Genomic DNA, 14,387 nt, shown 5'->3' on the forward strand with positions numbered 1-14,387 from the left:
TACGGCGTTCGCGGGCGACCGCGCGATGGGCGGCGGATGCGCGCGGATGGGCTGTTCAGATGCGCGTCCGTCGGCGTTCATCCGGTGACTGCTCGTGTTCACGCTGGCGTGGTGGCCTGTGTCCGCCCAGCCAGTCGGCAGGGTTGCGCCGGCTGGCCTCTCGGCCTCCGGCCCCACCAGGATTCCGAGAAGGACATCGACTTCGCATGAACAAGCGACTTTCAATTGTGGCGACCCTCGCCCTCGCGGGACTTGCCCTGACCGCGTGCTCGCAGAGCCCCGCGACGGGTGAGACCGGCGACACCGCGGCCGCGGCGACCGCGACGAGCCTCGACGACTTCGGCAGCATGGATGCGCTCGTCGAAGCCGCGAAGGCCGAAGGCACCATCAACGTCATCGCGCTGCCCGACGACTGGGCGAACTACGGCGAGATCAAGGCCGGCTTCACCGAGAAGTACGGCATCACCGTCAACTCGATCCTCCCCGACGCCTCCTCGCAGGAGGAGATCGCGGCGGCCGACGCCAACAAGGGAACCGACCAGGCGCCGGACGTCTTCGACCTCGGAGCGAACGTCGCCCTCGCATCCACCGACTACTTCGCGCCGTACCAGGTCGAGAACTGGGAGCACATCCCCGACGCCAACAAGGAGGCCACTGGCCTCTGGGTGAACGACTACACGGGCATCATGTCGGTCGGCTACAACGCCACCAAGTACGGCGAGATCACCTCGATCGACCAGCTCACCGACGCGAAGTTCGCGAACTCCGTCGCCCTCAACGGCAAGCCCGCCGAGGCCGGCGCGGCGTTCAACGGCTTCCTCTCGGCGAACAACGCGGTCGGCGGCGACTTCGCCGACCTGCAGCCCGGCCTCGACTACTTCGCGAAGCTCAAGGAGGCTGGCACCCTGAATCTGAAGGACGTCACGGCCGGCACCGTCGACGCCGGCGAGCACGGCGTCGTCTTCGACTGGAGCTACAACCAGCTCTCGACCGTCGAGCGTCTCGAGGCGAAGGGTGTCGAGTGGGCGACCTTCGTGCCGAAGGGCGGCGAGATCGCCGCGTACTACAACCAGGCCATCAACGTCGACGCCCCGAACCCCGCCGCCGCTCGCCTCTGGATGGAGTACCTGTACTCGCCGGAGGTGCAGAACATCTGGCTCGCCGGCGGCGCCATGCCGGTCCTCTTCGACTGGATGGAAGCCGAGGGCACGGTCGACCAGACCGCGCTCGAGAGCCTCCCCGAGGTCGAAGGCACGCCCATGACGCCCACCTCGGAAGAGGCCGAGACCGCGAACGCGTTCCTCGCCGAGAACTGGGATTCGACGATCTCCTGATGACCGCAACCGCACCCCTCGCGGCGGCGACCGAGCCGTCAGGCGCAGCTGCACTCGCAGCCATGCCTGACGCGCTCGGGCGCCGCCCGTCGGGCGCATCCAAGGCGGCGTCGCGGACGTCGCTCTTCGGTGTCGCCCCCTTCCTCCTCTACACGGGCATCTTCCTGCTGCTGCCGACCGTGCTCGTCGCCATCGGCGCGTTCTTCACCAGACAGGGCGTCTTCACGACGAGCGGATTCGAGCGGCTCCTCGCTCCCGCCTCCATCACGATCTTCTGGACATCGACGTGGCTGTCGGTCGTCACCGCCGTGCTGGGCGCTGTCATCGGCGCCGTCGTCGCGTACGCCCTCTCCACGAGCCCGCCGAACAGCCTCGGTCGCCGCGTCTTCACGGCGTTCAACTCGGTCCTCGCGCAGTTCGGCGGCGTCATGCTCGCGTTCGCGTTCGTCGCGACGATCGGCACGAACGGGATGCTCACGCGCTTCCTGCAAGGAGCGGCCGGCTTCCAGGTCGACTCCGGCTTCCTGTCGAGCGTCCCCGGCCTCGTCGCCGTCTACCTCTACTTCCAGGTGCCGCTCATGGTCATCGTGTTCCTGCCGGCAGTGGACGGCATCCGCCGGGAATGGCGCGACGCGACCGTCATGCTCGGCGGCAGCTCGCTCGTCTACTGGTTCCGTGTCGCCGGCCCGCTGCTCGCGCCGAGCTTCCTCGGCTCCGTGCTCCTGCTGTTCGCGAACTCCTTCTCCGCCTTCGCGACGGCGGCCGCCCTCATCTCGCAGCAGACGATCATCGTGCCCATGGAGATCGAGGCGGCGCTGCGCAACGAGAACACCGCGGGGCTCGAGTCCTACGCGCAGGCCCTCGCGCTCGGGATGATCGTGGTCGTCGCCATCGTCATGTCGCTCTACGCGCTCCTGCAGAAGCGCAGCGCAAGGTGGTTGTCGCGATGACGCAGCTCGCACCATCCGATCGTGCGCGTCCGCGCCGCCGCGGCCTCGTCGAGCGGGCCCGCCGCCGGCAGCAGGCCTTCCGCGTCACGGTGCTCGCACTCACGACCGTCGCGCTGCTCGTGCCGCTCGTGAGCCTCTTCGAGTTCTCCATCCGCTTCCCGCTCACGGGGGAGGTCAGCTTCGACGCCTGGCAGCGCGTCTTCGCGGGCAAAACGGGCGAGTACTCGACCCTCGACGTGCTCTGGTCCGGGCTCACGAACTCGCTCATCATGTGCGTCCTCACCGTCGCCATCATGCTCGTGCTGCTCGTGCCCACCATGGTGTGGGTGCGGCTGAAGGTGCCCGCCATGGACCGGGCGGTCGAGTTCATCTGCCTGCTGCCGCTCACCATCCCCGCCGTCGTGCTCGTCGTCGGGCTCGCACCGATCTACCGCTTCCTCGCCTCGACGCCCCTCGGATCGAACACCGTGTGGCTCGCGTTCGCCTACGTCGTGCTCGTGCTGCCGTTCGCCTACCGCTCGATCGACGCGGGCCTCAGGTCGATCGACCTGAAGACCCTCACCGAGGCCGCCCGTTCCTTCGGGGCATCCTGGCCGGTCATCATCATGCGCGTGATCCTGCCGAACATCCGCACCGCCCTCATCTCGGCGAGCTTCGTCACCATCGCGGTCGTGCTCGGCGAGTTCACCGTCGCCCGCTTCCTCGCCCGCGACAACCTGCAGACCGCCCTCTTCCAGATCAACCTCTCCGACGGGCAGATCGCCGCCGTCATGTCGCTCCTCGCGCTCGGCGTCACCACGATCCTGCTCATCGCCCTCGACCTGCTCGCGGGGCGCAGGAAGCGCACGACCCGAAAGGCACGCTCATGACCAGCACCCTCCCTGAAGTCACCTCCCCTGGCGGCGTCGACGCATCCACCTCCGTCGCGCACTCCCAGGTGGCCGTCGGCGTCGAGCTGCGCGGCGTCACGCGACGATTCGGCCAGACCGTGGCATTGCGCGGACTCGAGCTGAGCATCAAGCCCGGCGAGATGGTCGCCCTCCTCGGGCCGAGCGGATGCGGGAAGACCACCGCCCTGCGCGCGCTCGCGGGACTCGAGGACATCGACGAGGGCGAGATCCTCGTTGGCGGCCGCGACGTCGCGAACGTGCCGGCCTCGAAGCGCGACATGGCCATGGTGTTCCAGTCGTACTCGCTGTTCCCGCACCTGACGGTGGCGCAGAACGTCGCGTTCCCCCTCAGCCTCCGTCGCGGAATCTCGGCGAAGGAGCGCAGCACGCGTGTGCCCGAGTACCTCGAGCTCGTCGGGCTCGGCGGCTTCGGCGAGCGGTACCCCAACGAGCTGTCCGGTGGCCAGCAGCAGCGAGTCGCGCTCGCACGCGCGCTCGCCGTCCAGCCGAAGGTGCTGCTCCTCGACGAGCCCCTCTCCGCGCTGGATGCGAAGGTGCGCGTGCAGCTGCGCGACGAGATCCGCCGCATCCAGCTCGAGGTGGGCATCACGACCGTCTTCGTCACGCACGACCAGGAGGAGGCGCTCGCCGTCGCCGACCGGGTCGCCGTCATGCGCGGCGGCATCATCGAGCAGCTCGGCGAGCCCGAGACCATCTACTCGACGCCCGAGAACGCGTTCGTCGCCGACTTCATCGGCCACCACTCGCGCGTGCGGGCCAGCGCGGAGGGCGGAGTCGCGACGGTGCTCGGGCAGCGGGTGCCGCTGCTCGCGGGCAGCGCCGAGGGCACCGTCGACGTGCTGCTCCGGCCGGAGCATGTGTCGTTCGCGGTGGCCGGTGCCCGGCTCGCGGCAGACGAGTCGGGAGTCTCGGGTGCCGCGACCGCCGAGGCATCCACGAGCGGTCCGAGCGCATCCACGAGCGTCGATGCCGACGAAGCTCTGCCAGCCGGTGAGGCGCTCGCGCGGGTCGTCTCGACCGGATTCCTCGGGGCCCACGTCGTCGTCCAGGCTCGGCTCGCGGACGGCACGCTCCTGCGCGCGCACATGCGGAGCCGGGACACGGGCGCGCTCGAGCCGGGCAGCGTCGTCGCCGTCGACGTGCATCCGGCCCCCGCGCTCGCGGTGCCCGCCGGGCAGTAGCTCTGCTGACCAATATGAGTGCGATTTCGCTGCGTTCTGGCGTTTGAGCGTCGGACAACGCCGAAATCGCACTGATGTTGGACACGCGGGGGAGGTGCCGAGGCGCCCGCCCGGCCGGCTGAGCGCGGCTAGACCTGCTGCACGTCACTGCCGGCGGCTCGAAGCGCCGCGACCTCGGCGGCTGCGGCTTCGGTACCGGTGATGATGCTCGCGAACTCGGCGAGCCCGCCGATGACGCCGACGTGGGCGCGGCCGAGCTTGCTGGCGTCGGCGACGACGACCGAGCGGTCCGCGGCGTGGAGCATGGCCCGTTTGAGCTCCGACTCCGGCAGGTTCACGTTGGTGACGCCAGCCGCGACCTGCACGCCAGTGCAGCCGATGATCGCCAGGTCGGTGTGGATGCGCTCCAGCATGGCGGAGGCGTACGGCGCGACGAGCGAGTGCTGCAGCGGGCGGAGGGTGCCTCCGGTCACGACGACCGTGAAGCGGGGGATGGCCGACTCGAGGGCGAGCGCGATGGAGAGGCCGTTCGTGATGATGACGACGTCGTCGAGGTCTTCCCGGGCGAGGAGCGCCTCCGCCACGGCCGTCGTGGTGGTGCCGACGTCGAGGAGCACACTCGAGCCGCTGGTCACGAGTGCGGCCGCGGCGACGCCGATGCGGCGCTTCTCGTCGGCGGCGCTCTGCTGCGCCGTCTCGAACGAGGTCTCGAGGCCGGTCGGCCCGTGCCCGTAGATCGCTCCTCCGTGCACGCGGCCCAGCATTCCGTCGCGCTCGAGCGCGGTGAGGTCCGAGCGCACGGTCACCTCGGAGACGCCGAGTTCTCGGCTCAGGTCGGCGACCCTCGCGAAGCCGGTACGCTTCACGAGTTCGACGAGGTCGGCTCTGCGTGCGTGCGCGGGGCCTTCTGGGGGCGTCTCGATGTTCACCACAGGAATCAGCTTACGCCTTCGCAAGCGAAAGGCACTTGACTTTCGAAATCGAAAGTGGCGTAATCGGAGCGTGCATTCCCTCACCAACAACATCGTCAAGCGTCCGACGCTGCTCTCCGACGGTCGCGAGCTCATCTACTTCGACGACGCCGACACGAAGCTCGACCCCGAGCGCGCCCTCGACAGCCGGGTGCCCGCCGACCGCCCACCGGTCGCCGAGATGCGTCAGGACCCGCTCACCGGTGAGTGGATCTCGATTGCCGCCGCCAGGCAGAACCGCGTCATGCTGCCCCCCAAGCACCTCGACCCCCTCGCGCCGTCCACGCCCGCCAACCTCACCGAGGTGCCGAGCAACTACGACGTCGCCGTGTTCGAGAACAAGTCGCCCTCGTTCGGCCCCACGCTGGGCGGAGACGACGACGACGTCGAGGTGCAGCTCGAGGAGCTCGCATCCGTGGGCCTCGGCCGCACGAAGCCGTCGATCGGCCGCTGCGAGGTCGTCTGCTTCAGCCCGGAGTCAGAGGGATCCTTCGCATCGCTCTCCCTCTCGCGTGCCCGGACGGTCGTCGAGGCCTGGGCTGACCGCACGACGGCGCTCTCGCAGCTGCCCGGCGTGCAGCAGGTGTTCCCCTTCGAGAACCGCGGCAAGGACATCGGGGTGACGCTGCACCACCCACACGGCCAGATCTACTCCTACCCGTACATCACTCCGCGCACGAGCGCCCTCATCCGCTCGATCGAGACGTATGGGCCGACGCTGTTCCAGGACATCCTGGACTTCGAGCAGGCCTCCGAGCGGGTCCTGCTGCGCGGCGAGCACGTCACGTTCTTCGTGCCGTTCGCGGCGCGCTGGCCGCTCGAAGTGCACATGCTTCCGCATCGTCACGTCGCCGACCTCGCCGAGACGACGGCCCAGGAGCGCGATGAGATCGCCCGCGAGTACCGCCGCGTGCTCCGCGCCATCGACGCGATCTACGACACCCCGACCCCCTACATCGCCGCCTGGCATCAGGCGCCCGTCAACTCCCATCGAGAGGACATCCGGCTCATGCTGCAGATCACCTCGCCGCGGCGCGCGGAGGACAAGCTCAAGTTCCTCGCCGGCTCGGAGTCGGCGATGGGTGCCTTCATCGGCGACGTCCCACCCGAAGCCACGGCAGGCATCCTGCGCGCGGCGCTCGCGAAGGCGGACGCAGCGTGACCCGGCCGGAGCTCGCGACGACGGCTGCCGAGGCGTTTGCGCGCATCCACGGTGGGGCGCCCGACGGCCTCTGGTCGTCGCCCGGCCGCGTCAACCTCGTCGGGGAGCACACCGACTACAACGAGGGCTTCGTCTTCCCGTTCGCGATCGACCGGCACACGGTGGTCGCGGCGAGGCTCCGCGACGACCGACTCGTGCGCGTCTCGAGCGGCCTCCGCGAGGGCGTCGAGGAGATCGCGATCGATGCGCTTGCACCGGATGCGCTCGGCGGCTGGTCCGCGTACGCGCTCGGAGTCCTCTGGGCGGCTGGCGAGCTGGGTGCCGACCTCAGCGAGGTGCGCGGCCTCGACCTGCACATCGAGTCGGATGTGCCCCTCGGGGCCGGCCTGTCCTCATCCGCCGCCCTCGAAGGGGCTGTTGCGGTCGCGATCGATGAGCTGTGGGGCCTCGGGCTCGACCGGCGGACGCTCGCTCGAGTCGGACGCCTCGCGGAGAACGAGGCCGTCGGCGCGCCGACGGGCATCATGGACCAGTCGGCGGTGCTCCTCGGTCAGCGTGACTCCGGCGTGCTGCTCGACTGCCGTTCGCTCGAGTCGAGGATCGTGCCGCTGGCGTTCGAGGCGCAGGGCCTCGCGCTGCTGGTCATCGACACCCGTGTCGAGCACTCCCACGCGAGCGGCGGCTACGCGGAGCGGCGCGCGTCGTGCGAGAAGGGAGCGGCGGGGCTCGGTGTCGCCTCGCTGCGCGACGTGACGGTCGGCGACCTCGAGCGCGCCGAGCGGGTGCTGGACGACGAGACGTTCCGTCGGGTGCGGCACATCGTGACCGAGAACGCGAGGGTCCTCGCTGTGGTCGCTGCGCTCGGCGACAGCGGCCCGCGCAGCATCGGCCCGCTGCTCGCCGAGTCGCACGCATCGATGCGCGACGATTTTGAGATCTCCGTGCCCGAGCTCGACCTCGCTGTATCGACGGCCGTCGCTGCGGGAGCCATCGGCTCGCGCATGACGGGCGGCGGCTTCGGGGGAGCGGCGATCGCGCTTGTGGAACGCGGCGATCTCGCCGAGGTCTCGCGCAGCATCCACGAGGCCTTCGCCGCGGCCGGGTTTGCGGAGCCCGCAACCTTCGAGGTGCTCCCGTCGCAGGGCGCAGGCCGCGTCTGAGTCGCAGACGTCGGCCTTGCGCATCCGATTGCCGTCTGGTGGGTGCGGGAGGCGCAGGTCTGTGCGTGTGCTTTGCATTGTCGGCGCAGACTTGGGGGTTGCGCATCTGCTTGCCGCGGGGTGGATGCGGGAGGCGCAGGTCTGTGCGTGTGCTCTGTCTTCTTGGCGCAGACGTCGGGCTTGCGCATCCGCTTGCCGTCTGGTGGGTGCGGGAGGCGCAGGTCTGTGAGGTCTGTGCGTGTGCTTTGCCTTGTTGGCGCAGACGTTGGGGTTGCGCATCTGCTTGCTGCGGGGTGGATGCGGGAGGCGCAGGTCTGTGAGGTCTGTGCGTGTGCTTCGCCTTGTCGGCGCAGACTTGGGGGTTGCGCATTTGCTTGCTGCCGGGTGGATGCGGGAGGCGCAGGTCTGTGAGGTCTGTGCGTGTGCTTTGCCTTCTTGGCGCAGACGTTGGGGTTGCGCATCTGCTTGCTGCGGGGTGGGTGCGGGGGGCGCAGGTCTGTGAGGTCTGTGCGGGTGCTTTGCCTTGTCGGCGCAGACATTGGGGTTGCGCATCTAGCTGCCGTCGGGTGGGTGCGGGAGGCGCAGGTCTGTGAGGTCTGTGCGTGTGCTCTGCCTTCTTGGCGCAGACGTCGGGCTTGCGCATCTAGCTGCTGTCGGGTGGGTGCGGGAGGCGCAGGTCTGTGAGGTCTGTGCGCGCGCGGACCGGCCGCGTGCCTACCCGCGCGGGGCGAGCGCCACGATGAGGTCGGTGCGCAGGTCGTCCGGGTTCATGTCGGGGCTCGGCTCGGTGACGTAGATCTCCACCATGGGGCCGGGCTCGTCGCCCGAGTCGCGGAGGTCCTGGATGAGTCGACGCCACGATTCGCCGAGGCCGTCGAACGATCCGAGGTGCGACGCACCGGCCGCGGCTCCCGCCGGGAGGGTGGAATTCTGGATCGTCACATCGCCGACGAGCGTCTTCTCGCGGATCGGCTCGACGACCGGGAAGCCGATCTCGACGTCGAACGTCTGTGATGGGTCGCCGTGGTAGACCGCGAGGGCGGGTCCGGCCGGATGCACCTTGTCCGCACCGATCGCTGCAGCCATCGCCTGGAAGGTCGTGTCGAAGAGCGTCCGCAGCTCGCGCATGCTGACGTTGTCGTAACGCGCGACGGCAAGTGGAACGGCGCTCAGCTCGAAGCGCTCCACGCCCTGGCGGGGCGAATCGGGCAGCGGAAGTGTCTCTGGCATGGTGTCCTCCTCGACGCCCCACTCGAGCGGGGCAGATGCTTGACGCCAACCTAGGGCAACGGGCCGTGCGCTGGACGTCATTCGCGGGTGACCTCCCCGGATTCTCGGCGGGTTCCTGGCATCGCTCCAGCGTGGGTCCAGCGCCGACGATGGCGCGCCAAGGGGCTACGATTCCGCAGGTGGCGCGCCGGCGCAGAAGACGGTCGGGTGGATGCGCCACCAGAGCGACGAGAGACACGAGCTGCGCATGAACACGGTCGAGAACGACGGCATCGAAACCGGGGCGACCCCGAAGCGGCCGCTCGCGCGGGCTCTTACTGCACGGCACATCCGCTTCATGGCGCTCGGGTCGGCCATCGGAACCGGCCTCTTCTACGGGTCCTCCGCCGCGATCCAGGCGGCAGGTCCAGCGGTGCTGCTCGCCTACATGATCGCGGGCGCCGCCGTCTTCATGGTGATGCGCGCGCTCGGCGAGATGACGGTGCGCCACCCCGTGACGGGCTCGTTCGGGCAGTTCGCGAACCGCTACCTCGGCGCACGCTGGGGGTTCATCACGGGCTGGACGTACGCGTTCGAGATGATCGTCGTCGCGATCGCCGACGTCACCGCGTTCGGCGTGTACATGGGCTTCTGGTACCCGGACGTCGCCCGCTGGGTGTGGATCGTCGCCGTCATCCTCTTCATCGCCGCCATCAACCTGCTCGGCGTGCGTGCGTTCGGTGAGCTCGAGTTCTGGCTCGCGCTCGTGAAGGTCACGGCCATCATCGCCATGATCGCCGGCGGCATCGCGATCATCATCTTCGGCTTCGGCAACCAGTCACCGGATGCGTCCGGCATCGGGGCGCTCTTCAATCCGGCGACGGGCGGCTTCTTCCCCATGGGCATCGAGGGCGTCATCGCGTCGTTCGCGATCGTGGTCTTCGCGTTCGGCGGCATCGAGATCATCGGCATCACGGCCGGCGAGGCGCAGGATCCGAAGCGCGTCATCCCGAAGGCCATCAACAGCGTGCCGCTGCGCATCCTCCTCTTCTACGTGGGCGCGCTCGCCGTCATCATGATGCTCGCGCCGTGGAACACGATCACGGGTGACGCGAGTCCGTTCGTGTCGATCTTCGACGGCCTCGGGATCCCCGCGGCCCCGCACATCCTGAACTTCGTCGTCATCACGGCAGCCCTCTCGGCCATCAACTCGGACGTGTTCGGGGCTGGCCGAATGATCTTCGGTCTCGCCGAGCAGGGGCAGGCGCCGCGCGTGTTCCTCCGCGTCTCCGGAAACGGCGTGCCGTGGGCGACGGTCGCGCTCATGGTCGCGGCGCTCGCGGTCGGCGCGTGGATGAACGCCGTCATCCCCGAGGACGTCTTCCTCGTGATCGCCTCCATCGCGACCTTCGCGACGGTGTGGGTGTGGATCATGATCGTCTGCTCGCACATCGCCATGAAGCGCGACATCGCGCGCGGTGGGCGCAGCGCGTCCGAGTTCCCTGTGCCGCTGTGGCCGTTCGCGTCCTGGGCGACCCTCGGCTTCCTCGTGTTCGTGCTCGGCGTGCTCGGCTGGTTCGAGAGCACCCGCGTGGCGCTCATCGTCGGCGCGGTGTGGCTGGCCCTGCTGCTGCTCGCGTACCGGTTCGCGGTCGGCTCCGCCGGCAAGCGCCGCGCTGAGCTGGTCGACGAGACCACGGCGCTCGAGGTTCAGCCTGGTCGGCAGACGCCGGAAGTCAAGGGCACCTCCCGCGACTGAGCCGCCCCGATACGATGGGAGCGCACATTCCCGGTGAAACACGACGACTGAGGCGAGCGAACTTGCAATACATCTCTACCCGTGGCGGCACGCTCGGTTCCTACTCCGACGTTCTTCTCGAGGGCCTCGCCCCGAACGGCGGACTCGCCGTGCCGGAGCTGCTGCCTCACTTCACGAACGAGGACCTCGAGAGCTGGCGCTCGCTCGACTACGCCGGGCTCGCGACGGCGGTGCTCGGCCTCTTCGCGACCGACATCCCGCGCGAGGACCTCGAGCAGCTCACCGCGCACGCCTACGGGGAGGGCCGCTTCGCGTCCGAGGACGTCGTTCCGCTGCAGAAGCTGGATGCGCAGCTCACGCTCGTCGGCTTGTCCGAGGGGCCGACCCTCGCGTTCAAGGACATGGCCATGCAGTACCTCGGGCAGACGCTCGACTACGTGCTCGGCAAGCGCGACCGGGTGCTCAACGTGCTCGGCGCGACCTCGGGCGACACCGGTTCAGCCGCGGAGCACGCTCTGCGCGGCCGCGAGCGCGTCTCGGTCTTCATGCTCTCGCCGCAGGGCCGCATGAGCGCGTTCCAGCGCGCTCAGATGTACTCGCTGCAGGACGAGAACGTGCACAACATCGCCGTGAAGGGCGTCTTCGACGACTGCCAGAACCTCGTGAAGCGCCTCGCCGAGGACATCGACTTCAAGCGCGGCAACAACATCGGCGCCGTCAACTCCATCAACTTCGGCCGCATCTCCGCTCAGATCGCCTACTACGTGTGGGCATGGCTGCGTGCGACCGATGAGCTGTCGGCGGATGAGCGCGACGGCTTCGAGGTCTCGTTCGCGGTGCCGTCCGGCAACTTCGGCAACATCCTCTCGGGTCTGTACGCGAAGCTCATGGGCCTGCCGGTCCGCAAGCTCGTGCTCGCCGTCAACGAGAACAACGTGCTCGACGAGTTCTTCCGCACGGGCTTCTACCGCCCGCGCAACGCCGAGAACACCCTTGCCACGTCGAGCCCGTCGATGGATGTGTCGCGCGCGTCGAACCTCGAGCGGTTCGTGTTCGAGCTGCTCGGTCGCGACGGCGGCCGCACGGCTGCCGCGTGGAGCGAGCTCGCCGAGACCGGCGAAATCGACCTCTCCATCGCGCAGCACACGTTCGAGCCGCTCTTCGGCATCGTCAGCGGAACGAGCACGCACGCCGACCGTCTCGCGACGATCCGCAGCGTGCACGACGCATCCGGTGTCACCATCGACCCGCACACGGCAGACGGCGTGAAGGTCGCGCGCGAGCACCTCGAGGACGGCGTGCCCATGCTGGTGCTCGAGACCGCGAAGCCGCAGAAGTTCGCCGACACCATCTCGGAGGCGCTCGGCTCGGCCGTCGACGTGGATGCGGAGACGCAGGCCCTCCTCGACGCCCCGCAGCGGGTCGTCGAGCTCGACGACGACGAGCAGGCGCTTCGCGCGTTCATCTCGGAGCGCGTGCTCCGCTAGCCGCTGGCCGTCCGGAACGCATCCGCGATGCGCTCGGGTCGTCGAGCGTGCCGAGAAGAGTGAGGCAGATGCACCCTCCTTGTCCAACGAGGGTGCATCTGGGTGACTCTTCTGATGGGGGTGACTCTTCTGGTGGGGAGCCCAGCGCGCGTGCTCGCCCCGCGAGCGTTCGCTCGCCGTGAGCGGGCGGGGCGCTTACTTGTAGTGGTGCTCGCCGCGCGCCGCCTTCTCGACGACATCCTGGATGCGGGCGGCGCGGATCGCGGGTGTCTTGATGCCCGTGATCCGGAAGATCACCTGGAAGCGGGCCTGCTTCTTCATCGCTTCGAAGAAGGCCAGTGCCTCGGGGTTCGCGTCGAGTGCCGCCTGCAGGTCGGCGGGGACAACCGCGTCCTTGACCCGGTAGGCGGCGTCCCAGCGGCCGTCGGCCTTCGCGCGCTCGATCTCCGCGTGGCCGGCAGGCTGCATCCGCCCCTCTTGGATGAGGCGGGCCACGTGCCCGACGTTGATCTGCGACCACGGGCTGTTCTTCCGCCGGGGCGTGAACGCCTGCAGCATGTAGTCGTCGTCGAATCGCGCCGACTGACCGTCGATCCACCCGTGGCAGAGGGCCACGTCGAGGGCTTCCTGCCAGGTGATGCCCGGCGCTTTCGAGAGCTTCTTGCGCAGCTTCAACCGGACGCCACCGTCGTCGGGGCCGGACGCGAGGAACGCCTCCCACTGCTCGATCGTGAATTCGTGGATGGGTTTGTCGGCGAAGCTCACCATGCCGTCATCCTAGGAGGGCGCCCGGGGCGCCCGGGCGCTGTCCGAGTTCCGTGATGGATGCGCCTGCCCGCCCAGGACGACGCCGGGCCCCGGCGAGCGCCGATCGGTCTGGTCACGCAAATCGGCCAGGGTCCTCGCGCGGCATGCTGCCGCGCACGGACCCTGGCCGACGGCCGCCGGAACGCCTACCCCGCGAGGAAGCTCAGGAGGAGCCGAACCGAGAGGGCGAGCACGGCGGCGAGGCCGATGATGCCGAACGCGTTCTGCCACCACCTGTTGCGCATCTCGCCCATGAGCGAGCGGCGGTTCGCCATGATGATGATGAGCGCGGCCAGGATAGGAGCGACCAGGATCGTGAGGGCCTGGGCGAGCACGATGAGCTCGACCGGCGAGGTCTGGAAGATGAGCGTGACGCCGAGCCCGAAGGCGAGGATGAAGCCGCTCGTGAGTCGTGCCGTGAGGGTGTTGGCGGATGCTCCGCGACCGAACGCATCCGAGAGCATCGTGCCTCCGGCGATCGCATTCGGGATCATGGAGGAGAAGGCCGCCCCCGCGAAGCCGAGCGCGAAGATGAAGCCGCCGATGGGGCCGGCAAGCGGCTCGAAGATGGCAGCCAGGCTGGTGATGGAGGTCGCCGTCTCGGACGTCTTCCCCAGGGCGCCGGCCGCGACGATGATGACGAGCCCCGTCATGACGCCAGGGGCGATGATGCCCGGAATGGTGTCGACGATCGTCACATCGCGGTAGTCCTCTTCCTTCCGGCCGCGTTCCTTCGTGCCGTAGGAGGTGTAGAAGGCGGCGTTGATGGAGAAGTTCGTGCCGACGAGCGCCACGATGAGCAGCCATGAGCCTTCTGGCGCCGTGGGGATGAGCCCGCGCCCAGCCGCAGACCAGTCGGGGTTCACGACGAATGCGCTCACGACGAAGCAGATCGCCATGAGCGCGACGATGGCGATGAGCACCTTCTCGATGACGTTGTAGATGCTGCGGATGAACAGCACCGCCGCGACGCCGAGGGTGCAGATGAGGGTCCACATGACGGGCGACGAGCCGTCGACCAGCATGGAGAGGCCGAGCCCGGAGCCCACGGCGTTGCCGACCGAGAAGCACAGCGTGATGAGGAAGACACCGACGCCCGCGACAACTCCGAGGGGCTTCCCGAGGTGGTCCTTGATGGAGGCGATGAGGGAGACCGGCGACTTGATGCCGAGTCGCACGCTCATGTCGGTGAGGAAGATCATGAGCACCGTCGAGACGGCGATGACCCAGATGAGCGTGTACTGGTAGGAGCTTCCGGCCTGCACTGCCGTGGTGAGGTTGCCTGGGCCGAACTGCCAGGCGCCCGCGACGAAGGCGGGGCCGATGAGGGCCAGCTGCTGCCAGAAGCGCCGCCGAGTTCGGCGGGATTCGACGATGGTGCGGACTGCTTCGGTCGAGACTCGCGCGTGGCCGGTGCCTGGCGTCGAGTGGAGGCGGGTGTCGCCCATGGGGTCTC

12 protein-coding genes are annotated in these 14,387 nt (G+C 68.9%); 8 read left to right on the forward strand and 4 right to left on the reverse strand.

Features of this window, described 5'->3' with window-relative positions:
* Nucleotides 1-206: 206 nt before the first annotated feature.
* The 4 genes from ITJ67_RS00155 to ITJ67_RS00170 are packed head-to-tail and all read left to right on the forward strand — an operon-like array spanning nt 207 to nt 4,376.
* Nucleotides 207-1,334: an ABC transporter substrate-binding protein gene (locus ITJ67_RS00155; protein ID WP_160070771.1), complete on the forward strand. Its 1,128-nt coding sequence runs from the start codon at nt 207-209 to the stop codon at nt 1,332-1,334.
* Complete coding sequence (locus tag ITJ67_RS00160; RefSeq protein WP_228502147.1) at nt 1,334-2,284, forward strand: ABC transporter permease; 951 nt, start codon at nt 1,334-1,336, stop codon at nt 2,282-2,284. The genes ITJ67_RS00155 and ITJ67_RS00160 overlap by 1 nt, the downstream gene beginning before the upstream one ends.
* A complete protein-coding gene (locus tag ITJ67_RS00165; RefSeq protein ID WP_194676353.1) occupies nt 2,281-3,153 on the forward strand; it encodes an ABC transporter permease in 873 nt (290 codons plus the stop codon). The genes ITJ67_RS00160 and ITJ67_RS00165 overlap by 4 nt, the downstream gene beginning before the upstream one ends.
* Nucleotides 3,150-4,376: an ABC transporter ATP-binding protein gene (locus ITJ67_RS00170; protein WP_194676354.1), complete on the forward strand. Its 1,227-nt coding sequence runs from the start codon at nt 3,150-3,152 to the stop codon at nt 4,374-4,376. The genes ITJ67_RS00165 and ITJ67_RS00170 overlap by 4 nt, the downstream gene beginning before the upstream one ends.
* A gap of 128 nt (nt 4,377-4,504) precedes the next feature.
* On the opposite strand, the gene ITJ67_RS00175 is transcribed toward ITJ67_RS00170, so the two are convergent.
* Nucleotides 4,505-5,308, reverse strand: a complete 804-nt coding sequence (locus ITJ67_RS00175) for a DeoR/GlpR family DNA-binding transcription regulator (RefSeq protein ID WP_236558256.1) — start codon at nt 5,306-5,308, stop codon at nt 4,505-4,507.
* Between the two features lie 70 nt (nt 5,309-5,378).
* Between ITJ67_RS00175 and galT the strand changes: the two genes are divergently transcribed.
* Both galT and galK read left to right on the forward strand, forming a co-directional pair.
* The gene (galT, locus tag ITJ67_RS00180) at nt 5,379-6,509 is read left to right on the forward strand and encodes a galactose-1-phosphate uridylyltransferase (protein ID WP_323741336.1); all 1,131 of its coding nucleotides are present in this window, start codon (nt 5,379-5,381) and stop codon (nt 6,507-6,509) included.
* A complete protein-coding gene (gene galK / locus ITJ67_RS00185) occupies nt 6,506-7,669 on the forward strand; it encodes a galactokinase (RefSeq protein WP_194676356.1) in 1,164 nt (387 codons plus the stop codon). Before galT ends, galK begins: the two co-directional genes overlap by 4 nt.
* Nucleotides 7,670-8,383: 714 nt before the next feature.
* On the opposite strand, the gene ITJ67_RS00190 is transcribed toward galK, so the two are convergent.
* Nucleotides 8,384-8,899 carry a GyrI-like domain-containing protein gene (locus ITJ67_RS00190; protein WP_194676357.1) on the reverse strand — a complete coding sequence of 172 codons (516 nt, stop codon included), beginning with the start codon at nt 8,897-8,899 and terminating at the stop codon, nt 8,384-8,386.
* A 247-nt stretch (nt 8,900-9,146) separates the two neighbouring features.
* Here ITJ67_RS00190 and ITJ67_RS00195 point away from each other — a divergent pair, with 247 nt between their 5' ends.
* Complete coding sequence (locus ITJ67_RS00195; protein WP_160074354.1) at nt 9,147-10,637, forward strand: amino acid permease; 1,491 nt, start codon at nt 9,147-9,149, stop codon at nt 10,635-10,637.
* 62 nt (nt 10,638-10,699) lie between these two features.
* Complete coding sequence (gene thrC / locus ITJ67_RS00200) at nt 10,700-12,124, forward strand: threonine synthase (protein WP_194676358.1); 1,425 nt, start codon at nt 10,700-10,702, stop codon at nt 12,122-12,124.
* A 195-nt stretch (nt 12,125-12,319) separates the two neighbouring features.
* Here thrC and ITJ67_RS00205 read toward each other — a convergent pair whose 3' ends face one another.
* Both ITJ67_RS00205 and ITJ67_RS00210 read right to left on the reverse strand, forming a co-directional pair.
* The gene (locus ITJ67_RS00205) at nt 12,320-12,892 is read right to left on the reverse strand and encodes a YdeI/OmpD-associated family protein (protein ID WP_194676359.1); all 573 of its coding nucleotides are present in this window, start codon (nt 12,890-12,892) and stop codon (nt 12,320-12,322) included.
* A gap of 185 nt (nt 12,893-13,077) precedes the next feature.
* Nucleotides 13,078-14,379 (reverse strand): Nramp family divalent metal transporter, encoded by a 1,302-nt coding sequence (locus ITJ67_RS00210; protein ID WP_160073852.1) that lies wholly within the window; start codon nt 14,377-14,379, stop codon nt 13,078-13,080.
* Between the last annotated feature and the right edge of the window lie 8 nt (nt 14,380-14,387).

The sequence above is a fragment of the Pseudoclavibacter sp. VKM Ac-2867 genome, assembly GCF_015351275.1.
GTDB lineage: Bacteria > Actinomycetota > Actinomycetes > Actinomycetales > Microbacteriaceae > Pseudoclavibacter.

Excerpts from the sequence above, each read along its gene's own strand:
- ITJ67_RS00195 (WP_160074354.1), top strand. The coding sequence starts at position 9,147 with ATGAACACGGTCGAGAACGACGGCATCGAAACCGGGGCGACCCCGAAG.
- ITJ67_RS00155 (WP_160070771.1), top strand. The coding sequence starts at position 207 with ATGAACAAGCGACTTTCAATTGTGGCGACCCTCGCCCTCGCGGGACTT.
- ITJ67_RS00160 (WP_228502147.1), top strand. The coding sequence starts at position 1,334 with ATGACCGCAACCGCACCCCTCGCGGCGGCGACCGAGCCGTCAGGCGCA.
- ITJ67_RS00165 (WP_194676353.1), top strand. The coding sequence starts at position 2,281 with ATGACGCAGCTCGCACCATCCGATCGTGCGCGTCCGCGCCGCCGCGGC.
- ITJ67_RS00205 (WP_194676359.1), bottom strand. The coding sequence starts at position 12,892 with ATGGTGAGCTTCGCCGACAAACCCATCCACGAATTCACGATCGAGCAG.
- ITJ67_RS00190 (WP_194676357.1), bottom strand. The coding sequence starts at position 8,899 with ATGCCAGAGACACTTCCGCTGCCCGATTCGCCCCGCCAGGGCGTGGAG.
- ITJ67_RS00210 (WP_160073852.1), bottom strand. The coding sequence starts at position 14,379 with ATGGGCGACACCCGCCTCCACTCGACGCCAGGCACCGGCCACGCGCGA.
- ITJ67_RS00170 (WP_194676354.1), top strand. The coding sequence starts at position 3,150 with ATGACCAGCACCCTCCCTGAAGTCACCTCCCCTGGCGGCGTCGACGCA.